Origin of the sequence: Paenibacillus paeoniae, from assembly GCF_003388735.1 — a bacterium.
Lineage (GTDB): Bacteria > Bacillota > Bacilli > Paenibacillales > Paenibacillaceae > Pristimantibacillus > Pristimantibacillus paeoniae.
In genome coordinates this window covers 207,762-233,045 of the sequence record NZ_QUBQ01000005.1, presented here as the reverse complement: position 1 = coordinate 233,045, position 25,284 = coordinate 207,762, and the positions used below count along the sequence as shown (strand labels likewise).

At 48.2% G+C, this 25,284-nt stretch carries 28 protein-coding genes; 7 read left to right on the top strand and 21 right to left on the bottom strand.

The window, feature by feature from the left end; translation table 11 throughout:
- Positions 1-173: 173 nt before the first annotated feature.
- From DX130_RS21465 to DX130_RS21395, 17 genes are all read right to left on the bottom strand, one after another.
- A complete protein-coding gene (locus DX130_RS21465; protein WP_116048862.1) occupies positions 174-1,787 on the bottom strand; it encodes a PH domain-containing protein in 1,614 nt (537 codons plus the stop codon).
- Positions 1,780-2,262, bottom strand: coding sequence for a PH domain-containing protein (locus DX130_RS21460; RefSeq protein WP_116048860.1), 483 nt, complete (start codon positions 2,260-2,262; stop codon positions 1,780-1,782). The genes DX130_RS21465 and DX130_RS21460 overlap by 8 nt, the downstream gene beginning before the upstream one ends.
- Positions 2,263-2,537: 275 nt before the next feature.
- Entirely contained in the window at positions 2,538-2,816 is a 279-nt protein-coding gene (locus DX130_RS21455) for a hypothetical protein (protein ID WP_133297964.1), read from the bottom strand.
- A gap of 238 nt (positions 2,817-3,054) precedes the next feature.
- On the bottom strand, positions 3,055-3,483 hold the full coding sequence (locus tag DX130_RS21450) for a hypothetical protein (RefSeq protein WP_240644645.1): 429 nt from the start codon (positions 3,481-3,483) through the stop codon (positions 3,055-3,057).
- Positions 3,484-3,564: 81 nt separating this feature from the next.
- Entirely contained in the window at positions 3,565-3,990 is a 426-nt protein-coding gene (locus tag DX130_RS21445) for a hypothetical protein (RefSeq protein WP_116048856.1), read from the bottom strand.
- Complete coding sequence (locus tag DX130_RS26595; protein WP_165861398.1) at positions 3,987-4,133, bottom strand: hypothetical protein; 147 nt, start codon at positions 4,131-4,133, stop codon at positions 3,987-3,989. The genes DX130_RS21445 and DX130_RS26595 overlap by 4 nt, the downstream gene beginning before the upstream one ends.
- Before the next feature lie 49 nt (positions 4,134-4,182).
- Positions 4,183-4,332, bottom strand: a complete 150-nt coding sequence (locus tag DX130_RS26590; RefSeq protein WP_165861397.1) for a hypothetical protein — start codon at positions 4,330-4,332, stop codon at positions 4,183-4,185.
- 44 nt (positions 4,333-4,376) lie between these two features.
- Positions 4,377-5,273 carry a hypothetical protein gene (locus DX130_RS21440; RefSeq protein WP_116048855.1) on the bottom strand — a complete coding sequence of 299 codons (897 nt, stop codon included), beginning with the start codon at positions 5,271-5,273 and terminating at the stop codon, positions 4,377-4,379.
- Between the two features lie 5 nt (positions 5,274-5,278).
- A complete protein-coding gene (locus DX130_RS21435) occupies positions 5,279-6,214 on the bottom strand; it encodes a type II secretion system F family protein (protein ID WP_240644630.1) in 936 nt (311 codons plus the stop codon).
- 2 nt (positions 6,215-6,216) lie between these two features.
- Positions 6,217-7,572 (bottom strand): ATPase, T2SS/T4P/T4SS family, encoded by a 1,356-nt coding sequence (locus DX130_RS21430; RefSeq protein WP_116048852.1) that lies wholly within the window; start codon positions 7,570-7,572, stop codon positions 6,217-6,219.
- A complete protein-coding gene (locus DX130_RS21425; RefSeq protein ID WP_240644629.1) occupies positions 7,569-8,435 on the bottom strand; it encodes a P-loop NTPase family protein in 867 nt (288 codons plus the stop codon). Before DX130_RS21425 ends, DX130_RS21430 begins: the two co-directional genes overlap by 4 nt.
- A complete protein-coding gene (locus tag DX130_RS21420) occupies positions 8,413-9,240 on the bottom strand; it encodes an SAF domain-containing protein (protein WP_240644628.1) in 828 nt (275 codons plus the stop codon). Before DX130_RS21420 ends, DX130_RS21425 begins: the two co-directional genes overlap by 23 nt.
- A 150-nt stretch (positions 9,241-9,390) precedes the next feature.
- Positions 9,391-9,741 carry a type II toxin-antitoxin system PemK/MazF family toxin gene (locus tag DX130_RS21415; RefSeq protein WP_087569551.1) on the bottom strand — a complete coding sequence of 117 codons (351 nt, stop codon included), beginning with the start codon at positions 9,739-9,741 and terminating at the stop codon, positions 9,391-9,393.
- A gap of 3 nt (positions 9,742-9,744) precedes the next feature.
- Positions 9,745-10,026 (bottom strand): CopG family ribbon-helix-helix protein, encoded by a 282-nt coding sequence (locus DX130_RS21410; RefSeq protein WP_116048851.1) that lies wholly within the window; start codon positions 10,024-10,026, stop codon positions 9,745-9,747.
- A gap of 223 nt (positions 10,027-10,249) precedes the next feature.
- The gene (alr, locus tag DX130_RS21405) at positions 10,250-11,437 is read right to left on the bottom strand and encodes an alanine racemase (protein ID WP_116048849.1); all 1,188 of its coding nucleotides are present in this window, start codon (positions 11,435-11,437) and stop codon (positions 10,250-10,252) included.
- Between the two features lie 157 nt (positions 11,438-11,594).
- Positions 11,595-12,770, bottom strand: a complete 1,176-nt coding sequence (locus tag DX130_RS21400) for a LolA family protein (RefSeq protein WP_116048848.1) — start codon at positions 12,768-12,770, stop codon at positions 11,595-11,597.
- Positions 12,771-12,995: 225 nt separating this feature from the next.
- Complete coding sequence (locus DX130_RS21395) at positions 12,996-14,018, bottom strand: DUF3137 domain-containing protein (RefSeq protein WP_116048846.1); 1,023 nt, start codon at positions 14,016-14,018, stop codon at positions 12,996-12,998.
- Between the two features lie 624 nt (positions 14,019-14,642).
- Here DX130_RS21395 and DX130_RS21385 point away from each other — a divergent pair.
- Positions 14,643-15,140, top strand: a complete 498-nt coding sequence (locus tag DX130_RS21385) for a hypothetical protein (RefSeq protein WP_133297963.1) — start codon at positions 14,643-14,645, stop codon at positions 15,138-15,140.
- Positions 15,141-15,534: 394 nt separating this feature from the next.
- On the opposite strand, the gene DX130_RS21380 is transcribed toward DX130_RS21385, so the two are convergent.
- Positions 15,535-15,885 (bottom strand): ArsR/SmtB family transcription factor, encoded by a 351-nt coding sequence (locus DX130_RS21380; protein WP_116048840.1) that lies wholly within the window; start codon positions 15,883-15,885, stop codon positions 15,535-15,537.
- A 112-nt stretch (positions 15,886-15,997) separates the two neighbouring features.
- Between DX130_RS21380 and DX130_RS21375 the strand changes: the two genes are divergently transcribed.
- The 4 genes from DX130_RS21375 (at position 15,998) to DX130_RS21360 (ending at position 19,508) form a co-directional block, all read left to right on the top strand.
- On the top strand, positions 15,998-17,362 hold the full coding sequence (locus DX130_RS21375) for an MFS transporter (protein ID WP_240644627.1): 1,365 nt from the start codon (positions 15,998-16,000) through the stop codon (positions 17,360-17,362).
- A 182-nt stretch (positions 17,363-17,544) separates the two neighbouring features.
- Positions 17,545-18,657: a metallophosphoesterase gene (locus DX130_RS21370; protein WP_116048839.1), complete on the top strand. Its 1,113-nt coding sequence runs from the start codon at positions 17,545-17,547 to the stop codon at positions 18,655-18,657.
- A gap of 158 nt (positions 18,658-18,815) precedes the next feature.
- Positions 18,816-19,022 carry a helix-turn-helix transcriptional regulator gene (locus DX130_RS21365; protein ID WP_116048837.1) on the top strand — a complete coding sequence of 69 codons (207 nt, stop codon included), beginning with the start codon at positions 18,816-18,818 and terminating at the stop codon, positions 19,020-19,022.
- Positions 19,023-19,508 (top strand): hypothetical protein, encoded by a 486-nt coding sequence (locus tag DX130_RS21360; RefSeq protein WP_116048835.1) that lies wholly within the window; start codon positions 19,023-19,025, stop codon positions 19,506-19,508. It abuts the gene before it with no gap.
- 273 nt (positions 19,509-19,781) lie between these two features.
- Here DX130_RS21360 and DX130_RS21355 read toward each other — a convergent pair whose 3' ends face one another.
- On the bottom strand, positions 19,782-21,437 hold the full coding sequence (locus DX130_RS21355) for an FAD-binding dehydrogenase (RefSeq protein WP_116048834.1): 1,656 nt from the start codon (positions 21,435-21,437) through the stop codon (positions 19,782-19,784).
- 82 nt (positions 21,438-21,519) lie between these two features.
- On the bottom strand, positions 21,520-22,233 hold the full coding sequence (locus tag DX130_RS21350; RefSeq protein ID WP_116048832.1) for a DUF4163 domain-containing protein: 714 nt from the start codon (positions 22,231-22,233) through the stop codon (positions 21,520-21,522).
- A 297-nt stretch (positions 22,234-22,530) separates the two neighbouring features.
- On the opposite strand from DX130_RS21350, the gene DX130_RS21345 reads away from it, so the two are divergent.
- Together DX130_RS21345 and DX130_RS21340 are read left to right on the top strand one after the other, a co-directional pair.
- A complete protein-coding gene (locus tag DX130_RS21345; RefSeq protein ID WP_116048831.1) occupies positions 22,531-22,752 on the top strand; it encodes a PspC domain-containing protein in 222 nt (73 codons plus the stop codon).
- A gap of 39 nt (positions 22,753-22,791) precedes the next feature.
- Positions 22,792-23,469: a PspA/IM30 family protein gene (locus DX130_RS21340; RefSeq protein ID WP_116048829.1), complete on the top strand. Its 678-nt coding sequence runs from the start codon at positions 22,792-22,794 to the stop codon at positions 23,467-23,469.
- A gap of 54 nt (positions 23,470-23,523) precedes the next feature.
- Here DX130_RS21340 and DX130_RS21335 read toward each other — a convergent pair whose 3' ends face one another.
- Entirely contained in the window at positions 23,524-25,281 is a 1,758-nt protein-coding gene (locus DX130_RS21335; protein WP_116048828.1) for a sensor histidine kinase, read from the bottom strand.
- Positions 25,282-25,284 lie beyond the last annotated feature (3 nt).

The following is a 25,284-nucleotide window of genomic DNA, read 5'->3' as shown; positions in this document are numbered from 1 at the left end:
TCCCTTCTCACCTCCGCCCTTTAGTGATTAGACGACGGGGGTTCAACTTTCGTTCATTTATCTATAAAAAAAGTTTTCCCTCTACACGTAAGGACGATTATACACAAAAAAATAAGCAACGGCGGACATGCAGCGCATATCGTATTCGCCATTGCTTATGTAATCGTTCCACTTCACTTTGATCCAACCTTAACACTCCGACTGTACCAATTCCATACAGGCTGGACGTCGCCCTGTTCCAGTCCCGTTACCTTATAGCTGAAGGCGCTCCCTAGCACTTGAACTGAAAGCGCAGTAACCCCTTTGCGCCGCTGGGCATCAGAGCGCGTTACAGACATCGTCACAATTCGCGGTCGACGAACGAAATACGTAATACGCTGAAGCGTACGCCGTCTTAAGGTAAGCTGGTCGTCCCGCAGCAGCAATCCCGCGGTCCGATGACAGCTTATCCGCCACCATAATATGAGCGGTATAAGTACAAGCGACCAAAGCCCGGTCATACCAAAGTACCAAATACAACCAGCTGCCAGGAGCATCGTAATCAGCAATGGAATGCGAATATAATAGACCAGCGCTTTGCGCGGAGACGACGCAAGCTCATTCGGCTCCGTCAGCTTCATACCCGGCACGAATTGATCAAGCAGCGCCTGAATCTCCGAAATACGAATGAATGGGTGGAACATGAGCTGCTCCTGCTTATCAGAGGATACCACTTGCAGCTTCACTTCTCCGTAGCCCCCAAGCTGTCTAAGCCAGCTTTCTTTCACAATTACGGCTTGCACGTTTTTGGGATCGAATAGAATACTCTTCTTCTCTAGTAACCCGTAACTTAGCGACAGCTGCTTGCCATCCCGGTGCATCGTAAAACCACTGTACTTTATAATATAAAGCAGGATGGTAAGCAACCAGACCAACAAAATGACAATAATGGCCGTCACTACAATGAAAATCGTACTCGACATTTGGTTCATAGAGCCTTCTACAACCCGATCCAAGAAGTTCTTGGGAAGCAGAAAATTAAGAAAATCGTCCGCAAATGAATAGAGACCTGCTATAAACGCAAGTGCAAGTCCGAAGTTTAACGATGTCGCAGCCGCCATAAACAGCTTGCCTGCATCAATCGTAACGGAGGGTCCAGACTCCGCCTTCTGATCTCCGACACTTACGTTCGTCCAAGCCGATGTGCCGTTACTTCCTTCATTGGAGATGGACGACAGCCCAGCCGCTTGTGCTGAATGATGCTCTCCGGCTGCCGAGACAACCGCAGGATTATCCCCTAGCTTGCCTTCAACTCCATCATCAATAACTTCTTTGTCCATGGTCTCTTCTTGTACAGAACCCGCCTCAGAATAGCTCCTCAGTAATTGCTTGATCCGATTTGCCTCATCCTTGGACAGCGTCTCCAGCACGCCATCCGCCTTGTTGTTTCCTCCCGGTGTCTCAATCTTGAGCTGCACGACGCCCAGTATACGCTGGATGAGCGGCTGCTCGATATTGACAGAGTGAATACGTGTATAATAGATCGTCTTCTCCTGCCGAAAGAGTACGCCCGATCGAATAATGATGCGGTCCTTCTCCAGCCAGAAGCCGAATTTTCTCCATTGCAAAAAGGCCATGAGCGTAATAAGCAAAATGAATCCGCCTATGCCCGCATAAAAATACCAGGCCAAATTCGACCAGTCGGGTCTTTTAATCAGCAATATAGCGACCAACGGCAAAAAACCTTTAATGACTGACAATACGCCGAACAATATATAAGTAGGATGTAACGTGCGGCGATCATTCATCGGCTTCTTCCACCCTCGCCAATTGTCCGATCCTCCGCTTCAACGATTCCGCTTCCTCACGCTTGATCCCGACGATCTGATGCGTCGTCGCCGCAGTCACGACAGATACGGAAGCAAGTCCGAACTTCCTCATAAGCGGCCCGCTGCCAATCTCGACATGCTGCACGCGCACCATCGGTACGAGTACATTGCTAATAAAGATCAAGCCCTTCTCAATTTCTAACTCTTCCTCGAACAACTCATAACGAAATCTGGCATACTTCACTGTCGGAATAAGCCAAGTGAACAATATAAACAACAACACCAGTACAGCCGCGCTAATCCATACCGGAATCAGCGTCCAATCCTTCCAAAGCGCAATAATGAGATAGGCTACAATAAGCAGTAAAAAGATACCGTTGCCGATCAACTCCGAAATGCGGTAAACCTTCAAATAGTCACGATGGAGCCGATTTTTCAATTCACGATTCATCATGGATTCTTCCCTTCTGTTGTCCCCTCCTTATTACACCAATTTTCCATATCAACGTCAACTGACACCAATAAAATTATCGTTGAATCTAACTATTTATGTGATAAGTTTGAAATCATTTCTTTAATCATATCTAGATTCCAATCATTAATTTCTGAAGAAAGTTTCGGATTAGATTGCGGTAAAGAAGAGATTAATTTTTGATCCTCACTTATCTTATAATGTCCTTGATACATTCCCTTACTAACATAAGCATCTTCCTTTGTTACTGGGCCCTCCTATTTTTCAAGGAACAGCAGCACTCTATCATTCTTACCAATGATAGGATCCATCTTAACTTTAGTCTGTAAAAGCCAGATCTCTTTGTCCTTTTCCAATCCACCTTTTAACACATCTATTACTAACACTTTTGTTTCAACAAAACGTACTCCTTCTAAAGTGATACTATTTTTTATGTTTGTTGCTACACCTTCAATAATCGTATCTGTATCTTTAATTAATTGTTCGACATTATCGGAATAATAGCCTATTTTCACACTGCTTGATGATACATTCATACCGAACCATACAAGAGCACTTATGATCGCGATTCCCAAAAATAGAACGACCGTGATGGCATACTTGATTTCATATCCCCCCTCTATTTTTGAAAAGTCTTATTATACCACTGAGAAAATTATACCATGTCAGAGTCATCTCTCTATCCAAACATGGTGGTAATCCCTTGAGGTTGTTTACATTCATTCTCGCAAAGGTGCCCGACTCTAAAGCCTTATTTCCTATTATGTTCAATTTTCAACCAACAACCAGCTCCGCCGCTCCTCTTATTTCCCATTTGATCGGCTCCAACACGGCAAACGCTCGAGGAAAAGTCACTCTCGCAATCATGATTACACCTGGACTTCTTAGTTCCACTTCATAGTGATAAGTTTGATTTCGGTACCGGTAGGGAAATGTCTCCCCGGAGTTAATGACTTCAAAAACAAGCACCTCTACAGGCTGACGCAGGAATGAATTCGGAAGCGGGCGGCCGTTCGCATCCAATTGCAAGTTCTGCTGCAAGTATAGCGCTGCTTCCCGGGAAGCAGCAGATTCGTCTATCCGTACGACGCCTTCGCTTAACGCAATCTTATCTACTTGCTGCGCTGCCGCATGAGCCGCGCGGTTGATTGCACGCTTGCCTTGGGTGAGCGTCTTCATAGCCAACTCTTCCTCGACCTGCATCAGATGCACAGTAATCCACACCGACAGCATGGCAAGGATAAGCACAAGCTTGTACAGGGATCTTCCTCCTTCCTCCGCTTCTTATGGTACATACTCGCTCATCTTCATCCCGAATGCTTTCATACGCTCATAGGGAGCAATAGGCTGTATGCCGATAAGGGAATCGATAACAAACAAATTTTCATAGGGATAGCTTATCGTTAAAGAAATCCCTGTTCCTCTCAGCACAGGATTGCTGGAATCGGTAGCTGATACGCCCGACGTTGTCGCATACTCATAATAAATATCCTGCTCTCGCAGTCCAAAGCTTGCGAGTCGCTGCATAGACTGTCTCTGCATAGCAGGACTAATATAGCCGTAAGTGCCGCTTGCCCCAACTTCCAGCAAATAATCGACTTCTTGCTGAAGAACAGCCTGCCTCACGATAACAACATGCTTATAGATTGGAGAAAACATAATCCAGCACAACATAGCGGCGAACAAAACGAAAATCAGCAATTGCTTCAAGGGCTCATCCCCTTAATGTACTCTCCCATTGCCCCGCCCGTACGAGCAATGCCCTCGTTCAAGCCGTCATCGCCCTCCGCGACGGATGTATAGATGACAATGGCTGTAACAATAAGAAGAAGCATCATTAATATGGCTCTCATTCTCCCTCGCACCTCCACATTCATCGCTATGCTGCACCACACATTCCAACTATGGCAGCAAACTGTTGATTCTTGTATTTGCAGCGTTGCCCTGCGATTGAATTTGGCTCCTTGTGCCCGTAGAATCCTGTGCAATAATCGCATTGAACAACACGACTACAACCACGAGCATCATGACGGTCATCAAAATATTACGCATCCTTGCCACCTCCTCCCGTTGCAAGCTTGATCTACAGTCGCCGCCTATCCCAATGACTGAAACAGCTTCTGACCTTCCCTTACCCATGGATAGATAAACACCTGGAATGTATACAGGATCGGAATACCCGCAAGGATGAACAATCCGTATGAAGTGGATTCCTTGCGACTTTCCTTGGCAAGCTCCAGCTTCTCCTTGTAGTCCGAGATTCTAATACGGAGCAATTCGTAATATTGGCTGCTCTCATGCTGCCGTATTGCATCAATCGTCTCGACAAAGCTCATCCCGTCATCCGTGCCGATACGCAGCTTGAACTGTCGCAAAGCAAGAGCAGGATCGTGATACCATTCCGCCAGCAGACGCTCCATATCCCCACGCATCGCTTTCGTATAGGACATACATCGCATGAGCTTGGCATGAATATTAAGGTTGGAGTCCGAGAAATAAAGCAGCTGATTGCTGATCACATAAATCTCCTTCGTAAATTGCAGGGATCTCATCTTCTGAGCCGCACGAAGCCATGCTCGATCCAGATGCAGGGCTCCAACCAGTAATAACGGCAACGCAACCAACGCTTGGAACCAAATATACATCAGATTTCCTCTGAATATCACGATAGCTAATGTCCCGATTAACAAGCATACCGACATAGCCAGCTTCCGAAAAAGCATGTACCATGCAGGATCAAACGTCATGCCGCAGCCTGCGAGAAGGAGTTCCCTATCTGCATAATCAGAATGATCCCGCTTAATGCCGAACACGCGCAGCCAGCGATCCGGAGCTGTAGAACTCCGTAATTTCAGAAAGGACAGCCTCTTCCATCTGAGCGGACGCTCGGGCAATAGACGCAACAACATATACAAGCCTGTCCCTGCAAAAAAGAATTGACCAACAACAGCGCCTACTCCAATTAGTCCCGTCATCCAATCGTACAAAGCCATCACCCTTACATTTTTTTGCGTGAGAGCCATAGGCCCATAAGAAAGGATCCAAAAATAAGCAGGAGAGCATTCAGGATCATATCCCGTCCTTGCGGGTCCTGCAAATAGTAAAAGTAAGCATTCGCTTTGTTGTAATGCAAATTAATGCCGATAAACAACACCAAAAACAAGATCGGCGTGAAATTCGCAATTCTGATCTCCAGTAAGCGGTGGCGCTCTTGTTCATTCGCCCGACGCGCCTTCCTCATATCCGCCAGAAGTTCTCTTAAGCTCTCCGAGACGGGAACGCCCTCCGACAGAGCGACGCGCAAAATTTGCACAAAATAATCTGACCACAAATGACCTAACGAAGCTCCCATTATTCGAAGGCTTGCTTCATCATCGCCTCGAACCGAGAGATTGCGGTACAATTGTTCGAATACAGCTTGCATCGGCCCAAGCAGCCTCTTCTCTTCGATCGTTCGCTGCAAAGCGATTCGAATGTGGCGTTCTCCTGTTACCAGATAACATTGATAAAACAGCTCCACAGCAGGCAGAAAATCTAGCTGGGCACCCATCCGCCGATGGAGCAGCAAACCTCTCAGCCATAGATATGGGGCGAATCCGACAATCAATCCAAACAGCAACCCGCCCTTCGCCGTCTGAAAAAACAGTCCGCCAGTCACAACGCCTCCAACGAGCAGCATGCCGGATGTGCCGAGGAACGTATCGGGAGCAAGCCTCATTCTGAGCGTCTCCAGCAGCTCCGATATATGACTTCTAACCCTGCCATACGACTTTAGACGGTCAGCCAGCATCCTCCTTAAGCTGTATGGCGATTCGTAGGTCAATCGGCTGCGAAGCTGCCGCTTGTCTTCAACAGAATCAATGAGGGAGCGAACGACGATAAACAATAGAACAAAGAGCAGCAAGCCCCCTGATAAGAAAACAACATGAACCACCCTTACACCTCCTGGTCCAACCACGCAGCAGCACGCTCTGATGGAGGGTTCGAGTATTGCCATTCATTCTCCACTTCCGAGAAGACCGCCCACTCCCGAATATGTATATCCCCGTCCTGCCATCCGATCTCCCCTATTCGGGATACGATTCTACGCCCGCCAATCAGCTTCATCTCGATGCCAAGCTCCGTTACATATTCTGCGATTCGTTTCGTTAATCTCTCAGGATTCATACTTCTGCCATCCAGCATGCACATATCTGTAATCGCCTCGGGCACATCCTCCAGACGGTTGGCATGAACGGTCGTCATGCTGCCGGTATGTCCTCTCGTACATGCCCGCACGTAGATATTGGCGTCCTCGTCTCTAATCTCGGCATGGATTATGCGCTGAGGCGATTGACGCAGAGCAAGCTTGAAAGCCTGGGACGAGCGGTGAGCTTCGTCATCTTCTGCAGCTTCGTATTCAATAATGTTTTTGCTTGGGAAGTCCCGGCCCAGCATCATCTCATATCGGCCTTCGATTGTAATAATCCGCTCGACATCCGGCAGCTCCGCAATTAACGCCTTCATCAGATTGGTCTTGCCTGAATTAGTTGGTCCGATTATGACCAGATTGTATCTAGCCTTCAGCGAGGCAAGAAGCAGCTGCACCATTCGATCGCTAAGTGAGAAATATGGAGCTGCGGCCAAAGCCTCAAGTCGGAAGCGGCTGACAGTATAGAAGCGGATTGTTAGCGTGGGGCTGGATGTGAACCCGAAGCCGGTCATCGTCACGCGGGATCCATCCTTCAGCATAACCTCCGCCCAGCGTTTGCGCGGGTTGATCCGATCATTGTTGTACAGCACCAAATTTTGCTGAATGCGCTCGACGTCGCGGATGCTACCGAAGCAATAATGGGACATCGCCGCCATGCCGCCGCGAACCTCGTAGATTCTTGTGCCAACCACCTGCAGCTCTTCCAAGTCAGTACGGCTAGCCAGCACCAGCTCCAGCACATTCAGTCCCACTACTTCCGCGAATAAAGCTTCCGCCAGCGTTGCATATGGATGCTTCCATCCCGGCAGTGTATGAATACGCAGACGTATGAGTCGATCCTCGATGACAGCCAGCACTTGCTCACGCTCTTGCGAAAATCCCAAGACAGCCCGATTAAGCGTCTCGCTATACTGTCTCCTCTCTTCTTCCGTCATGCCCCTTGGCGCGCTCAGATAGGACCTGATTTCACCGGCTAGCCGGTCAAAATCCTCCGATCCACTGTCTTCCTGTACTGGCGCGGCAGCTTCCCGTTCCATTCCTTGGCTCTGTACTCTAGCCGCGAACTCCGCAGTTGAAAATTTGTCCTGCACGCTCTTCATGAGGAGCCTACTCCGTTCCGATGTACATTCAACCTGCGATACCATGGCTGCCTGACCATGGAAGGGAAGGCACCCCGCACGTTATGGCGTTCCAGCAGCTTGGCGGCTGGTTTCCTCATTGCTGATCTTCCCGTAGGATCTTCTCTGAGCCAATTGTCATAACCACCTTTGTCAAGACTGGCAAACATCGAATCGTCCATTCTGAACTCTCCCATCGGAGCCGTCCCCAGCTCCTTGCAAATGTCGTTCATGCGATAACCTCCCTTTCTCCAAGGATAGTGGGCGATGATACAATCGTACTGATTCGGCTGGATTTGAAAGATCGGCGATACATTGCCAATCCAGCGTCTCCCGTCTTCCTGAAAGTGCGATAACGCCGGCGTCGTTACCAGTACCCGTGAGTCTGCGCGCCGAATGCTGCATATCGTTGCGGCATTATCCCAATACGCGCCTACATCCAAAACAATAACTCCATATGTTTTCTCTGCAACATCCAGCAGATGATCAATTTCTTCCGTTCCGACAAATTCGGCTCCTTCCCGATTCATATTGCCGAACAGAACATGCAGATTAGATCTGCCTCTTACCTCATAATCCGCACTGCGCAGCATGCTCGACGTTAAGGAAGCCGAGCGCAACTCCGGCTGCAGCCTGTCCAGTGTTACTTCCGGCTCGTCAATCCCCAAGAAGCGGTGAAGTTTCGCGCTCTTCAAGTTCAGGCACAGATAACCAACCTCCGTGCTGCTAAGTTCCGCAAGTCTGTATGCGGCCGCGAATGCAGCCGTCGTCGTCCCGATATTCGGTGTTGTTCCCACAAAAGCCACAACCGGAGCCGCTCCGTTACTCACGCCCACTTCTCTCACCGCTCCCCTCTTCTCCCTGCCTATCCTTCATTCGATCGTAGGACTCCGGGCTATACGCGATGACCACTTTGACACTCCCGCCTTTGCAAAGCTGATCGATTAACAGCCACTGAGCCTCCGTCAAATTGAGATTGACATATTCGATCATCGCATTGGCATCCCGTCTGGCGACATACATGCCGTCCTTATTGCCTTCCGCAAGCGACATCAGATGCGATTGCTCCAAGCTGTCAACTTCTACATTGGCCGAACTCTTCACCGAGGCGACCACAACCGATTCCGGGAAAATTCGCGCAGACTGTTCCTCTGCGCCAGACGCATAGAGGAGGACCCGATCGCCAGCGCGTATCCCGTTCGAGATGGAGCGAATGTACTCCTTCGGAATTTGGAAGGTGGATTCTCCCGTTCGCGGATGCAGATAATGCTCATTCAGCTTCCAGGATAGCAACGCCTCGCCTTTCCCGAGCGGCATTGCCGCTTCCATCCCGAATGCCGAATCAAGCGCTGCAACCATCTCATTCGTATAAGCGGCGACCGGCAGCCGCGCCATCTCCAGATCAGTTCTCTCCAGCCTTTCACCGGCTGCGATGAACCGCTTAGGCACGACAACGGCGACTGTCTCCTGCTGTTCCAATTGATCGCGCTGCAGTACATAAAGCCCATATACCAAAGCCGCCGACAGCATTGCCGCCGCCAAGCTGAGCCATAAACTCCTTCCCCTTCGCATCGCTACCTCTCTTCCGAGCAACAAAAAAAAGAACGCATTCAGCAGCCGTCCCCGGCTTACTGATTGCGTTCTTCGCAATAGATTGCTCTTCTATTAGTTCAAATATGAATTTGAGCCTATAATAGCAAATACAACCTTAAATTGTCTACCCTTAATTTCGAAACCTGTCCAATTCTGTCGAAAAACAAGCCGGTGCTGGTTCATACAGGTTGCCGGCTTATCCGTTATTTAAAAGTCGATCAGGCCTACACTGATCAATAGCGCATCGTCTACTTTACGCATCGTTTCGTCATCCAAATGCGTAATTTTATCCGTCAAACGCTGCTTGTCGATGGTGCGAATTTGCTCTAGCAGCACGACCGAATCCCGGTCGAAGCCATGAGTTGCCGCATCCATCTCGACATGCGTTGGCAGCTTTGCTTTCTGAATTTGAGCCGTAATGGCAGCTACGATTACAGTAGGGCTGAATCGGTTGCCAATGTCATTTTGAATGACGAGAACCGGACGGACTCCGCCCTGCTCTGAGCCGACGACAGGGGACAAATCGGCAAAAAACACATCTCCGCGTTTTACGATCAAGCTCTACACCCCGCTTACGAGACGGCCTAACGTATGGTCGGCTTCTTCCTCCGCTTGAAACGCTTCCGAGGCCATATTCAGGTTAATTTTTGCCATTTCCATATATCCACGCTGCATGGATTCACGGATTTGGCGCTTTTTGCGTTCCACCAAATACAGCTTCATGGCTTGCCGAATAAATTCGCTGCGATTAGAGTTCTCCTTGGCTACGATACCATCGACCTCCTCGAGCAATTGATCGGGCAAGCTGATCATGATCCTTTTCGTATTGTGCACATTGGCCACCGAACTCGCACCCCCAAGACTTTTCCAAAAAACCTTATTACACATTATGACAAATTTATGCCATTACTATACTTCATCATTTGTATGCCTATCGTATATCAAATATGCTATATGCAGATTCTGCCCCTTACAGGGCTGCATGATTACATTCGATCTCCATATGCCTATTCCCTGCACGAAAGGATAATTTGTACAATTGGAATAAATTTCATCCATTCCTGATCTATGCCAATTGATTGTGCGTGCTCACAACCGCTCCGCCTTCAAGATATACCCGTGGAACGCGGGCTGCTAGCATACATATAATCTCATAGTTGATTGTGCCAAGCTGATCCGCCACTTCTTCCGCCGTAATGGTGGCATTCCGTTGCGAACCAATCAATACCACTTCCTCGCCAACCTCCACAGGACCTTCTCCGCTCTGATCCAACACAGGGTCCAGCGCGATCATGCATTGATCCATACAGATCGTTCCCAAAATCGGCGTCTTCACACCGCGCACCAATCCATGCGCCTTGCCGCTCAGCATCCGGCTATAGCCGTCTGCATATCCGATTGGCAGTGTGCCGATCCACTCTTCCTTCTCTGTGAAATACCGCGTGCCATAGCTGATTCCCCACCCTGGAGGCGCTGTCTTCGTCCAGACGATCTTGGACTTCAATGCAAGCACCGGTCTCAACTCGATGCGTTCCTTGTTCACTTCCACGGAGGGATACAACCCATACATGGCAATGCCCAGTCGCACCATATCTCCAGCCCATTGCGGCGTATCCATGCCGGCGGCGCTGTTCGCGGCATGAACGATCGGGATCGTCCAGCCGCGTTGCTTAACCGCGTCCGCAATTTGTTGGAAGCGCTCGTATTGCTGCTTCGTGTATGCCTTATCCGCCTCATCAGCCCTCGCATAGTGGGTGAACAAGCCCTCTACCTCAATCTGCGGAGTATTCAGCGTTCGTTCAATGAAATCAAGAGCCTCATCATACCCCAGTACGCCTAATCGCCCCATGCCTGAGTCGACCTTCACATGCACCTTCAGTTGGCGGCCATCCTCGAGATCAGGCAGTTGTCCGGCTGCCTCGCGCACATCATCCCTGAACAAGCTGATTGTAATGTTCTTCTCTCGAGCAAGCGCAAGTGCATCCGCCGGGACAAAGCCCAGCACAAGAATAGGCGACTGAATGCCAGCCTTGCGCAACTGTAGCGCCTCGTCCAGGAACGCGACACCCAAATAATCTACGCCAAAGCGTTCAGTCGCCTCCGCTATTTCTGCCGCTCCGTGACCGTAGGCATTCGCTTTCACCGATGCCATCAGCTTGCAGCCTGCTGGCAACGCTTTCCGTACAGCCTGTAAGTTATGCCGAAGCGCATCCAACGATATCTCTGCCCAAGTCGGGCGATAATACGATTCCAAGTCGCTCACCTTCTCCTTATTGCAAAAACCATAACAGTCCGAGCAGCAAACATTATAAAAATAATGTTAAACGTTGCTGCTGGGACTGTCAATGAAATGAGTTCCATAATGAACTAGTACGTCTTGGAAATTGATGAGCGGCTTGGCAAGTCGCAGGTTATTTATCCATTTCTCCTTGAACCGACTGAGCTACTTTCCGCATCTCGACATCTGGCAGATCAGCGCTGGAGAGACGGAACAAATTGCCTTGATAGGTCCAGGTTAGCGTCTGCAGTGAATTGTCTTCATTCGTCGTCAATTCCCCTACCGTCGTGCCCAGATCGACCAGAACGCCCGGTACTAACGTAGTTGCAATATCTTTCGGCTGGGTCTGAATGATCGTAAAGTTATATACACCGTCATATCTGGAGATAAGCCCCTTATTGCCGCCGTAATCAATATCCATGCTGTCCTTGAACGCTACTCCTTTAGGCAAATGCGAAGGCGCTAGAGCTACGAAAGGAAGAGCTTTCGCTCCCTCATTTCCTAAAGACGCGCTTTCATCCGGATTACTGGCTTCTTCGTCGTCACCGGTGTTCTCTTTGTCCGGATTCGCTTTATCGTCAGGTACCGTTGCTTCATCCGTTTCTTGCTCCGGTGTCGCATTCGTCGGTTTATCCCCGTCTTTACCCGTCTCGCTTGAGTTATCCGATGACGGAGGCGTTGAAGCCATATTTGCTTGCGTCTCGAATACGCTCTTATCGAACTTCTCACCGAATTTGAAGGAATCGAACTTCACGTCCACCATTACAGAAGCATTCGTGTCACTCACTTCCACTTGAACCGGGCTCAGATCGTCTTTGTTCAACCAAATTTTTTGGCGGGCTAATGAGCCATTATTGTAATTGGCCATCACATCAAACACGTATGCGTCATTGTTAACTGCGAACTGTCTGGAGCCGTCCACGATAATGCTTTGAATGAGGGTCTGATACAGGTAGACCTGCCCCTGATTTTGCGGCCAGTCGCTTTGGAAGCGGAATACCTTATTCAGCTTTGGCGTCAATACGAAAACGCCGTCGTCGTTGCGGAGCACGATTTGCGTAATATCCTTCTCTTCGTTCGTCAGCTTGATGCGGTAATACGTCGGCTTCTGGTAGGAAACCTCCACCTGATACTCCAGCGGCTGCTGACCGGTATGAAGCGTCATCGTCCCGCTTCCTTGATAGCTCTCCATGTTATTGACTACCTTGTCGAGCTCCTTCACCACGGACTCGGCGTCCTTCGTACCGCAAGCAGATAATAGTAGTGAGAAGCACACAATAATTGCCGCGGTCCATGTCATGCGACGCATGAAATCATCCCCTCTGCACACATAGTATTTTACTGGCTGATACCATGCTTATGAGGGGACTTGGACATTTATGCGGACTAGTTGTGAGCTTGGTCATAAGTTTTTGCAGTCTTGTATTAGTAATATTAGCGGTAGAGCTGCAGCATGGACTCGATCGAGGATGGTGTTGCTCTGGACGAAGCAGTTTGTCCTTGGAAAAGAAGTACTCTGTCTATTTATCGAGAGCTATTCCTCGCTCCATACTTTGGTATTCAACTCAAACTTCTCGATGATTCGAAAAAAAACAGCCATCTCCTCATAAACATTTCTCAAATCGTACTCGCCGTGTTTCTTTTTCAAACCACTATCAATAAAATTTTTATGAGACCATACGGCAACAAACATATAGGAATGATGGAATGAAATCATGATCGGATTTGGATAGCTTTTGCAGAAATCAAGCAGATGCTGCATGAATGCGGGACTTAAAATATTTCGTGCATTCATTTCGTTATCTGTACGAACAGTAAAATGTCGGTTAAATTCAGCATTCTCAAACTCAATAACATGGTTCGCTCGCTTACTGGTTGTTGTAGCCTCATTTTGCAGCATTTTTGCAAAAAAACCACCAACAGCGCTGTTCGTTTTTATGTAATTGGTCTCAATAACCGTCAAACCGGTGAAGTCCTTTTTGAAATCAGCAATGAATAGTACTCCATTAAAGGCAACTTTCGTTCCGGTTGAACTATAGCCTTCAGAATCAATGATTTCCTTTGTTGTAATCTTCAATTCAGACATATAAAATTCGGTTAAACCATATTTACCTTCGAAATAATCCTCTCCTGCTACCCGTCGATCTTCTAGCATGAACAGTTCACTTGCATCAATCCATTCATCACTAATTCGAGCATCATGCTCATAATGACAATATTTTTCATACTGTTCAGATTCAAATGGCAGCTTTGCGAACTTGAGCATGTTGTCTGCCAAAGCCCCTACTACTGCATGCTTTAGCTCCGCATTGTAAACAGCTCTTCCCTTAATAAATACTCTAACTGAGTACCATATGGAGAGAATCCATATACCAATAACGAAAATAGTCAGCAGGGAATACTCCACATTCAGAAAGGTAGCAACCAATATAACCGTGCTAACCAAAAATACCGCCACTGTTCTGATCCATTTTTTATTCGATTCCGCTTTAGTTTTATTCAACTTCTCATAAGGCAGGTTGATATTAGAACTCGCTATTTCATATGAGGGTAGCATTGATTAATTCCTCCTCTTTGTAATACCTATTTATATCGACTTTTTCAGCTTTAATTTTAATCCAAACCATCCAAATGGAACCATTCTCTCGAAATATATCCGACGATACCATGGATTTCTCCAACAATACGATTGCGTTCTGCATAAATCGTCGCTTCAGCAATGTCTTCGAAAGTGGCTTACATAATCGTACGACTGTCGAATTGAACAGCACATTATTCAGTTGGAAACGTAAGCGTAATAGAACGAAAATACAAATATACATATTAAAAACTTGCTGTAAGACAATTTATTACACTTGCACACAAAAAAAGTACAAATGAACTATTCATTTATACCCATCATTTTTGTTACAATATATTTGGATTTAAATATATTAAATGTAAATAAATATGACAGTACCGATACAAAAACGGACACATTTCACAATACCTCAGCCAGACTCGCAACAAGTTCTGAATATAAACTCGAGCTTTCACATGAAGATATTCAAAAAGGCGTGCAATTGAAGGAGCATGTGCTGGCTGAATTGAACCAGTCTTCATTCTCTTCGTTTACTCCAGATCAAAAAATTTCACTTGTTTCTAATGAGGAGGGATTTCAATTCAAAGGTTGATTATTTTTTTGGGACTACTTGGGCTTTTAACGGGTTGCGCTTCTGGTTCTCCTGAGCAAAAAGGTAACGCTTCAGTTGAATTTGAGCAAAAGGAAAGCTCCGCCGCAATTGTACAACTTGTTCAGGAACAAGAAACACTTCTAACAGTAGAATATAAAATTCATAATCATACCAACGAACAAACAAAGCCGCTATATGCAAAAATAGTAGTACATGATACCAGGTTATCTTCGCTGCTTGGCTTTGAACAATATCCCGAAAGGGAAGTTCAGGCGAATTTAATCATGCTGAAACCAAATGAAACTCAATTGGGAGCCCAAACCTTTTCACTCAAGCTTGAAGAATCCCAAACAGAGGAGTTTTATAAAGACTCCATTGTAGAAAACAAAGGTATTGAACTCGTATTGGTGGATTCGGAAAGCGGACATCAATTAGCAAGCAGCTTTATTCATAAGGTTTCTTGGATCGAACAACAATCCAGAGAAGTCATCGAAAATGTCAACTGACTCAACCAACTAACTTTGTAATTTATATGTATAGAACACCTGAGAAGAGAGTATGGTTGCAATAATGAAAAGAAACCGTTCTTGTCTAAATGGCGGAATAACGCCGTTTGCGACAGGAACGGTTTCTTTGTTTGTTCTATACGAATACTCCGCTTCACTATACAGCTACCTATGCAGCTTATGCAGCCGTGGGATCTTTGATGCGACATCTGACGATTCAATAGTACTCTCACGACTCCAAGAGCTGCAAAGGACATTATGCAGCCTTAGACAGTATGCCAAAGGGACGCAGTCCGCTTGACCCAATAAACCAGCCGGCAAACTGCGCCTAACGATTATTTAATCGATTCGTTTGAGCCGAATCTGTACAAACTATAGTGGATCCATCATGAAATCAGTCTGATGAATGATCTGGAGCGATTATGCGCTCCTTCTCTCCCGAGGTTTCGTAAGCTTCCAGAATCGAGGACAGCAATCCTGGGAATCTGGCCTCCATGTCTTCAGTGCGGAGCGAAATCAGCCGCTGCGTACCGGCGCTGCGTACATTAATAATGCCTGCTTCCCTCAATGTACGAACGTGATGGGATTGTGTGGACTTGGCGACAGGCAATTCGAATTCCCCGCAGGCGCGTTCCGATACGCCGCGAAGCTGAGAGACGATCATTAAGCGGAGAGGATCGCTCAAGGCATACAGCACGGAGGATAAATGGATATCTGCACGGTCGGGATGCACTAATATTTTCATGTCTATAGCCCCCTGTAAAAATTTAATGTAGATGATTGCATTATACCATAACGCATGCTATGATTCTATTGTTCGATAACAATCGAACTTTAAAACTTGGAGGTGAAACCCCTTGACTAAACCAACTCATGATTCGGCTGAGCCACAATCGATGAAAGAAGGCGTTGTGCTTGGATTGCTCGGCGTAACGATCGTTATCGTCATTATGAACACGATGATGTTCAATTTGGCCCTGCCCGATGTAGCGGAAGCCTTCCAGCTCTCGGCATCCTCGACATCGTGGATCGTAACGGGGTACTCCATCGTATTTGCGATCTCATCCATTACGTACAGCCGTCTGGCTGACTTCGTTCCGATCCGCAGACTGTTCATTATCGGCATATTGTCTCTTAGTCTGGCCGCTATCGCAGGCTTGTTCAGCAATAGCTTTCTGATGCTTATAGGCGCACGCATTGTTCAAGCTTCAGGGGCTGGCTCGATTCCTGCACTATCACTGGTGCTCATCTCTCGTTACGTGCCACTGGAGCGTAGAGGCAAGGCAATGGCGCTTATTATGTCCTCAGTATCCTTAGGTCTTGGCCTTGGTCCTGTGGTCGGAGGCGCAGTCGTTGAATATATGGGGTGGCATATTTTGTTCGTGCTGACTGCTGTTACGATTGTGCTTGTTCCCTTATTTGTAACCTATATCCCGAAAGAAGCGATGAAAAAAGGCTCCTTCGACGCGCTTGGCGCCATCTTTATCGGAGTTGGCACAACAGGTTTGCTTCTGTTCCTGACCAACCAATCCATTATTGCGCTGGCACTCGGTCTTGTTTCTATAGCCTTGTTTATTGTACGCATCCGAACTGCAGCCAATCCGTTCGTACTGCCGTCGCTCTTCCGCAATCGCTCGTATTTGATCTTGGGCGGAGTCGGCATCGCGGCTTATCTATGCAGCTTTGCAACGTTGTTCTTGATGCCGCAAATACTCGTGAAGCAATACGGACTAAGCGCGATAGAAGCAGGACTTATTATCTTCCCGGGTTCCATGCTAGCCATGTTCGTCTCCAGACGTGTTGGCCAATATATCGATACGAACGGCAACAGTTCTATCATTCGGTATATCCCACTATTCCTGCTGGCTGCGGTCGTGCTCTTCGCTCTGTTCGAAGGGTTGTCTTACTGGGCTATTCTGTTCATCTACATGCTGCTTAGCACAAGCTTCACCATCTTGTCGAGCAGCGTCTCGAATGAGATGTCCCGTATTCTGGAGCCAGCTCAGATTGGCTCAGGTCTCGGATTGTTTCAGCTCTTGCAATTTTTCAGCGGCGCGTTTGGTGTAGCAATATCAGCCAGCGCGCTAGTGTGGCAGAAAGATTTATCTCTCTCCCACGCTTACAGCAATATCTATTGGGGACTGACCGTTGTCGTGCTGGCTGCTATCGTGTGCTCGATCTTATACTACCGGAGCACATATCGCAAAGCGCAATTACAATAAGGATACAGCGACCCAGATGTCTGGATCAAAAAGCCCAAGGAATTCGCAGTCAGCGATTCCTTGGGCTTTTAATGAGGCACGAGACAATAGCAGCGTAACCCATCGTTTACTAAGAACAGACAGATTTTTAGTTCCTGCGTGCCAAATGCTATAATGGGACTAACATCCTAAAGGAGGGCAACATGTTTATCGTCATTGGACTTGTTTTTCTACTGTTGTATGGGCTTATTGTGTTCTACATTGGTTGGAGCGGATGGTCCTGGATGAGACCCGCGGTGTCGCGGAGATTCAGACTGCTCTATATCGTCGCCCTTATCTTTCTTGCCGCTTCCTTCATTCTCGCTAGAGTATTCGCAAGTTCGACCATTCTGAACGTTATAGGCTCCTATTGGCTGGCCATATTCAGTCTGCTCGTTCTGCTTCTGCCAGTTGTCCAACTTATCGTATGGCTCACCAGGCTCACTTCCCTCCCTCGACATCATGTGCAAAAATGGGCGGGAATTATTACACTGACGGCTCTTGTCCTGCTTATAGGCTATGGCAGCTACAATGCTTATACGCCTACTGTCCGTTCCTATGACATACATATCAACAAGCCGGGTCCTCCGAGTGGCGAACTGAAGATTGTGATGGCATCGGATATGCATTTCGGCTACCTGTCCGGCAAAAATCATGCTGTCCGACTCGTCGAAGAAATAAATGCGCTTCAGCCGGATATCGTTCTGTTCCCGGGAGACATCATCGATGACGATATCGTTCCCTATGTAAACAAGGGAATCGGACCCATATTGTCACAAATCAAGGCTCCTTATGGCGTCTACGCTTCGCTTGGCAATCATGACCGGTTTAAGGGAGAGATTCAAGAGTTGATTGATCTTCTGGAAGAGAGCGGTATGAGAGTGCTCTACGACGAATCCATCGAGCTTGAAGACTGGCTTACCTTGATTGGCCGCAAAGACCATAGCGACAAAAACCGGGCCGAGCTCGCTGAACTAACTGAAAGCGTAAACTCATCCAATACCCTGTTCCTGCTGGACCATCAGCCTTACGGCTTCGATATTGCACAGCGGCAAGGTATTGACCTGCTCGTCGCCGGTCATACACATCGCGGTCAGATCGCTCCCGCTAATCTGATTACGAAGCGGCTGTTCGAGAATGACTGGGGCTACCTGCAAAAGGGGCAGCTTCATACGATCGTATCCTCTGGCTTCGGCTTCTGGGGACCCCCGATTCGTATTGGATCGCAAGCGGAAGTGGTACTGATTCAAGCTAGTTTCTCGAACAAGGCGAATTAAACGCCTGCCATATGAACGGGATGCCTCTATGCGGGGCATCCCGTTATTTGTTTCCAGAGTGCAATTGTACGAGGAAAACATTGACAGCATCAATAATGTAAGGTACACTTTACGTAAAGCTAGCTTTACATGTAATTGCCACATTTGGAGGGGCTCGTATTAAAAATCATATTCGGACATTACGGAACGAACATGGCATGACGCAAGAGCAACTGGGAGAGATCGTCGGTGTATCCAGACAATCAGTCATAGCGATTGAAACGATGAAATACAATCCTTCGTTGGAACTTGCTTACAAAATCGCAAAAGCGTTCAACATGCAAATCGAGGAAGTATTCGTGTTTGAAGACAAGGAGGAAAAGTAGATGGTATATCTAGGCATTTATGGTGGGCTGCTATTCGGGATTGCAGGCTGGTACTTCGGCAGGCGCAACGCGGCGAAAAAAAACGAACTGGATGAGATGAGGGCCTATATGTCAGCCAAGTCCCGCTCACTTTCATGGTACTTCACAATTGCGACGATCTTTGTGTTGATGTCGTTGGAAATATTAGGCCACTCCATCGGTACGATTCCGTCGCTGGGCATTCTGCTGTTTGTTCATCTAGGCATATGGGGGCTGACTTTCATCATCCTGCAATCTCGCATGACAAATGATCCAGACGACACCAGCAAAGGCAAGATCCAGCTCTTGCAGGGCATTGCAATCGGCGTGTCGATTCTGATTATTTTCGCCACCATCTCCTTTCTTACAGTCGACTGGCGCTTCATGCTTGTCGCTATTCTCCCTGTTCTGCTGAATATTCTTATTATGAGAAAGAAGCAAGCCAGAAACGATAATAAGGCAGGATAAATGACTGAATAAGCTCCATACATGCAAAAAGACTTCCGCTGACGGAAGTCTTTTTCGCCTATTTTTGTTGTTCTGCTCATCCCTTATGAAATCCTTATTTTATTCTGTAGCCTTATTCGCAGAAAAGATGATGTGATAGGAGTGATTTCATACTGGAAACGAAAGAGCTCTGCAAAGCGTTCAGTAGGCAAAAAATCAGTGTCAGACGTCAGCCTGTCGGTGTCGCGCAATATCGATTATGGCTAGCTGGGTGCCAAGATTTCCGCGTCTCTTCTACAGCTCTGACGCAGCAGAACGTCCAGCCGCTCTCCCGGAGAATAGACAGCCTCCGAGGAACGTTCCTTCCAGCGCCCGGTATCCGTGCAGCCCGCCGCCACCGAAGCCAGAGGCCTCGCCTGCGGCATAAAGGCCTTGAATAGGCTCTCCTTCGGCATTCAGCACACGTCCGGACAGATCAGTCTGAAGTCCGCCCAGCGTCTTGCGGCTTACGATGCTTAGCCTGACCGCGATCAACGGACCGTTCTTCGGATCGAGCAGCTTATGAGGCTTGGCGGTGCGAATCAGTTTGTCGCCAATATAGTTACGCGCTCCGCGGATTGCCGTCACCTGCAAATCCTTGGTGAACGTATGGTCCATCTCTCTGTCCCTAGCAATAAGCTGGCGTTCGATGACTGACGCATCAAGCAAACCGCTGCCCGCCAGCTTATTCATGCCATCGACCAGTTCATGGATGCTGCGGGCAATGACAAAATCCTCTCCCTTATCCATGAAAGCCTGTACAGGCCCCGGGGCGCCGGGCAACACTCGTGACAACACTTTACGGACGCTCTTCCCGGTCAAATCAGGATTCTGCTCCGAGCCGGACAGGGCAAATTCCTTCTCGATAATTTTTTGCGTCAGGATGAACCAGGAATAATCATAACCGGTCTTCTGGATCGCTTCCAGCGTGCCAAGCGTGTCAAAGCCCGGGAAGTTCGGCGCAGGGAAACGATTGCCGGTCGCATCGAGCCAGATTGACGAGGGTCCAGGCAGGATGCGAATGCCATGATTATCCCAAATCGGATTCCAGTTTTTCAGTCCCTCCGTATAATGCCACATCCGGTCGCGATTCACGATTCGTCCGCCCGCATCTTCCGTAATGCCCAACATCCGACCGTCCACATGCGCCGGAACGCCGGAGAGCATTCGAGCAGGGGGCTCACCTAGCCTGCTCGGCCAATTGCGACGCACCAGCTCATGGTTGCCGCCGATGCCTCCGCTCGTGACCAGCACGGCTCCCGCTTCATACTGGAACTGCCCGACAACTTCTCTTGAGCTTGCTTCGCCGCGCGCCGCATCGCTGGGCGCAAGAATGGAACCGCTTGCACCAATGATCGCGCCATTCCGCTCAACAAGCCCATCTACGCGATGGCGTGGACGGAATTCAATTCTTCCTTGTGCCATATGCTCACGAACGCGTCGTTCGAACGGTGCCACGATGCCAGGTCCGGTGCCCCATACGATATGAAAGCGCGGTACGGAATTGCCGTGTCCCTCTGCCAAGTAACCGCCTCTCTCCGCCCATCCGACTACCGGAAAGAACCGAACGCCCATGCCATGCAGCCATGCCCGCTTTTCACCCGAAGCAAAATCTACATAAGCCTCCGCCCATTGTCGGCCCCAATAATCCTCGTCCGCCTCGCGGTCGAACCCGGCTGAACCAAGCCAGTCCTGCCAGGCTAATTCTCTGGAATCCCGAATGCCCAGCCTGCGCTGTTCCGGGGAATTGACCAGAAATAGTCCCCCGAACGACCACCAGGCTTGGCCTCCAAACGAAGTCTCGGGCTCCTGATCAAGCAGCATCACCTTTTTGCCGGAATCGGCAAACTCAGCCGCTGCAACTAGCCCTGCAAGTCCAGCGCCTATTACGATCGCGTCCGATCGATGCATCCTAACCCCTCCACACTAGAGATTTTTCCCACTTATCCCTATCATCATATGTGCGGATAAAAATTACAATAGCTTATCGCATCTAATCGAGCTTTTCTCTGCTTATCTCCATCTCGAAATGATCGCCTAAAGCATGTGCAACCGGCAGGCTAATCCCGATGGAATCTTGCGTAACATAACTGAATGCACCGCCGATTTCGGAATCCGCATTAGAAAAATAACTTAACAACTCTTCATCCCCAAACTGCTCCAGCGTCTCCTCCAATAGTCCTTCTTGGGCTAAATCAAGTTGTTGGTCATGCGTTTGATACACGCCCGTTCTGAACGCTTCTATAAGTTGATGATCCACCTTGACCAGATCCTGCAGCCTTAATTTCTGTCCATGCTCGATATCCACGTTTGTAGTCTGAAATAAGTTTACAGGATGAGCTGCCCCTTCTGAATTGGCATATCCGGGATAGACGATACTTAGAATTCTCTCGTCGCGGAGTTTGATTTGAAAGTCCATTTCTATCGTGTCTTTTTCCCCATCAAACGTATCCAGGATGGTCATTGCTTCCTGTTCGATAAGCTTATTAAGTACATCCTCTCTATCCTTGTCTTTCATTCCCGTAATAGCTGGGTACTTAATCTTGACGTTATTTTTGTTGTACGAGACGCCTGCTATGTCATACTCCATTTGGACATCCGATCTCTCTGAGTTTGCTGGCACGCTCAAGCTTTGATTCGAATTTGAACCACAAGCGGTTAACAACAAAGAGACCATGATGATCGTATACCACCATTTCAATTTCAAATTTCATTCCCCCGCATTTCTTTTTTGATTGCTGAACGCCGCCTGACCTTTCACTTTCCCTATAAATGTCCATTATGACTTTAACTATCCAATTATTATTATCGTTGTTTCCACTCCATTTTATTAATAGATTGTGACGATGTATCCCCGAACTTGCTGTCACACTTCCCCCCGCCGTCCGTCGGAGTCCACCCCCGACTCAAGGCCAGCATCAAGAATAGACCCTGGACCGTTACCAGGAAGCTTATGGCCAGGTAGAATAAAGACATAGATGAGCGACAGGAAAGGATGAGGAACATGAAAAAACTATTTCGATCTCACACGGACAATAAATTGACTGGACTTTGCGGAGGCATTGGCGAATGGCTCAGCATCGACTCCACAATTGTAAGGCTGCTGGTTGTCATCGCTGGATTTTTCAGCTTCGGAGCGGTTATTCTGCTATATTTCGCAGCTACGCTACTTGTACCTAAAGCCCCGGTGGGCGATATGTCTTTCATGAACCGCTACCATTACTAATAAATGATGACAAAAAACTTTTAAGGGAGAGATTAAGATATGGGAATTTTGCAACGTGTAGTAAATATGACGAAGGCGGCGGCCAATGAAATGCTGGATAAGATGGAAAATCCGGTGATGATGCTGAATCATTACTTAAGAGATTTGGACGAGGAAATTGATAAGGCTGAACGCGCCCTGGTGCAGCAGCAAGCACAGGAGCGAATGATGAGTTCCAAATTCGACGAGCTCAACGCACAAGCACGCTATTATGAAGACAAAGCTATTCAGGCAGCGTCTGAAGACCGCGAGACAGAAGCTCGAACAGCCCTCGAGGCGAAGCTGCTCTACCTGGAGCAAGCGGAAGATACCGATAAGCTTCGCGGCATCGCCAAGCAAGCTGCCACCGACTTGCAGCTGCGAGTCGAATCGCTTAAAGAAGAAAGAACACGCCTGCAAAGCAAGCGCGCTGAGTTAGCTGCCCGCGTTCGCCAGGCATCCCCGCAAAGCAGCGGCAGCAGCTTCGCCGGGTCTCATCTGCAAGGCAGCTCCGCTGCACGCGGGTTCGAGCGAATCGAGCAGAAGGTGATGGAATGGGAGGCAGCCCGGGAACTTTCCAAAACGGCGACAGGGGGCAGCTATTCAAGTCCAGCCGTAAATGATCAGAAGCTGGAGCAGCGCAATGCGCTTGTTGAAGAACAGCTTCAAAGCCTGCTGCAGAAGAAATCCGGCAGCTAGCCTTCCTATAGATAAAGAACGCCTCGCTTCCTAAGCCGGGCGTTCTTTCTTCTGTTATCCCCTCGGCCAGCTAAGGCGAACAGTCGTGCCTTGATCCGGCATCGTATCGATAGTAATCTGACCGCCCATCGCTTCCACAAGATCCTTGGCTATCGCCATTCCAAGCCCTGTACCTTCTGTCATCGACATACTGTCGGTCCCTCGGTAATAACGCTCGAACAGCCTGCCTGCTGTCTGCTCATCCATTCCTTGACCGTTATCGGTGAACAGAATGAATATGCCATCCTCTTGACCATCTATCATGACGCTAACCGTCAATTGCGTCTCGGGCGGATTATGCAACAAGGCATTAGCCGTTAAATTCATAACCACACGATCCAGCCACGGCCCATACAGTTTAATCGTTATATCCTCTCCCCAAGGAACAAAACTTACCCTGTGAGTGTCAAAAGAAGGATGGGAAGCTGCTTGTTCGATCGAACGGCGAAGCCAGCTGTTCAGCTCAATTACTTCTCCTTCCGGCGGCTGCACACCCGCACTTATTCGATATGTGATAGCAAGATCATTGATTAACCTATCCATATGAGCAGATTTCTCCAACATCGTTTGGGAGAAACTGCGAACTTCTTCTGCGCTCCATTCATACCGTTCTTCCGATAGCATATGAGCATAACCTTTGATGGAGGAGAGCGGTGTCTTCAAATCATGAGTGATACCCGATATCCACTCTTCTCGCAGATTTTTATTCTGCAAACGGAGTTCCCGGTCTCTCAGCAACGTCGTAGTCAATCGCTCAATAGAGTGAAGGAAGTCGGAAAATACACGGTAACGCGACCTCGTGCCGCCTTGAGACCGACGGCTCCTTGGAATTCCTTTCCTGTCTGTGGGTTCCTTATATTCGCCTTTGGCCAATAAATCAAGCCAAGCCAGCATATGAAGCATAGGGGACCCGAACCGATGGGCATTCCATAAAGATAACAAGAAGAAAACGAGGACCAAAGCCAAGAACATAGCCACGACGGCAATCAACAGCACTTTGGCCTCCGGCGGAAACGAGCTCCCTTCCGATTGCGTGCGTTCACCTGGATTCGGTATAGCAACAATCCATGTTCTGCCCGTGTCACGCTCATAGATCGAATCCATCAAATAACCGTAACGTACATTGTAAATGGATCGCAGAACCAACTCATCAATGTTATAGAGTTTCGTGACATTATGCGGTTTATTATAGGAACCAAGCTCGACTCCATCTCGATTGATCAACTGTACAAATCCGCCAAGCATCTGCAGACGCTTGGCCATTTCATCCGGCAAGTACAATTGGTCATGCGAATCAAGTCTTCCCTGAGACGCAACCATGTTCAGAATCGGTCCTATCTCATTCTTTACACCGTAGACTACAGTGTAAACTCTCCCATGCTTCTCCTGTACCCACAAATACAAATGATAAGGGAACGGGCTTTTTCCCAGCCAATAAGCTACTAACTCGCCTGGTGCATACTTGAGTGGCACATCCTTGGGCGCGTTATAGGACTGCTCCACACCTCCGGTCTCATCCAAGCTTTGCAGCCAGCCATTGTTCGCTTTCACTTGTTCCAGCAGCTTCGGATCGAACCGGATGCCCTCAGGTGTCAACTTGGATGATTCCACCAATCTTTCCATGCCAGCAGATGCAAAATCCTTCGTGATGCTGATTTCCGCATACCGATGCGTAATCCATAGGATACCGGCAGCAACGATAAGCAAGGCGACAACGCCAGCAATCGACAGCTGGAGCGTAAATCGCCACATAAGCCGTCCCTTCATATTCATGGC

Bases quoted from the DNA above. Each gene is read 5' to 3' on its own strand.
- DX130_RS21370 (WP_116048839.1), top strand. From the start codon at position 17,545: ATGTTTATCGTCATTGGACTTGTTTTTCTACTGTTGTATGGGCTTATT.
- DX130_RS26595 (WP_165861398.1), bottom strand. From the start codon at position 4,133: ATGAGAGCCATATTAATGATGCTTCTTCTTATTGTTACAGCCATTGTC.
- DX130_RS21400 (WP_116048848.1), bottom strand. From the start codon at position 12,770: ATGCGTCGCATGACATGGACCGCGGCAATTATTGTGTGCTTCTCACTA.
- DX130_RS21360 (WP_116048835.1), top strand. From the start codon at position 19,023: ATGGTATATCTAGGCATTTATGGTGGGCTGCTATTCGGGATTGCAGGC.
- DX130_RS21395 (WP_116048846.1), bottom strand. From the start codon at position 14,018: ATGCTACCCTCATATGAAATAGCGAGTTCTAATATCAACCTGCCTTAT.
- DX130_RS21345 (WP_116048831.1), top strand. From the start codon at position 22,531: ATGAAAAAACTATTTCGATCTCACACGGACAATAAATTGACTGGACTT.
- DX130_RS21460 (WP_116048860.1), bottom strand. From the start codon at position 2,262: ATGATGAATCGTGAATTGAAAAATCGGCTCCATCGTGACTATTTGAAG.
- DX130_RS26590 (WP_165861397.1), bottom strand. From the start codon at position 4,332: ATGCGTAATATTTTGATGACCGTCATGATGCTCGTGGTTGTAGTCGTG.
- DX130_RS21355 (WP_116048834.1), bottom strand. From the start codon at position 21,437: ATGCATCGATCGGACGCGATCGTAATAGGCGCTGGACTTGCAGGGCTA.
- DX130_RS21450 (WP_240644645.1), bottom strand. From the start codon at position 3,483: ATGCAGGTCGAGGAAGAGTTGGCTATGAAGACGCTCACCCAAGGCAAG.
- DX130_RS21430 (WP_116048852.1), bottom strand. From the start codon at position 7,572: ATGAAGAGCGTGCAGGACAAATTTTCAACTGCGGAGTTCGCGGCTAGA.
- DX130_RS21380 (WP_116048840.1), bottom strand. From the start codon at position 15,885: ATGAAAATATTAGTGCATCCCGACCGTGCAGATATCCATTTATCCTCC.
- DX130_RS21465 (WP_116048862.1), bottom strand. From the start codon at position 1,787: ATGAATGATCGCCGCACGTTACATCCTACTTATATATTGTTCGGCGTA.
- DX130_RS21440 (WP_116048855.1), bottom strand. From the start codon at position 5,273: ATGGCTTTGTACGATTGGATGACGGGACTAATTGGAGTAGGCGCTGTT.
- DX130_RS21340 (WP_116048829.1), top strand. From the start codon at position 22,792: ATGGGAATTTTGCAACGTGTAGTAAATATGACGAAGGCGGCGGCCAAT.
- DX130_RS21335 (WP_116048828.1), bottom strand. From the start codon at position 25,281: ATGAATATGAAGGGACGGCTTATGTGGCGATTTACGCTCCAGCTGTCG.
- DX130_RS21455 (WP_133297964.1), bottom strand. From the start codon at position 2,816: ATGAATGTATCATCAAGCAGTGTGAAAATAGGCTATTATTCCGATAAT.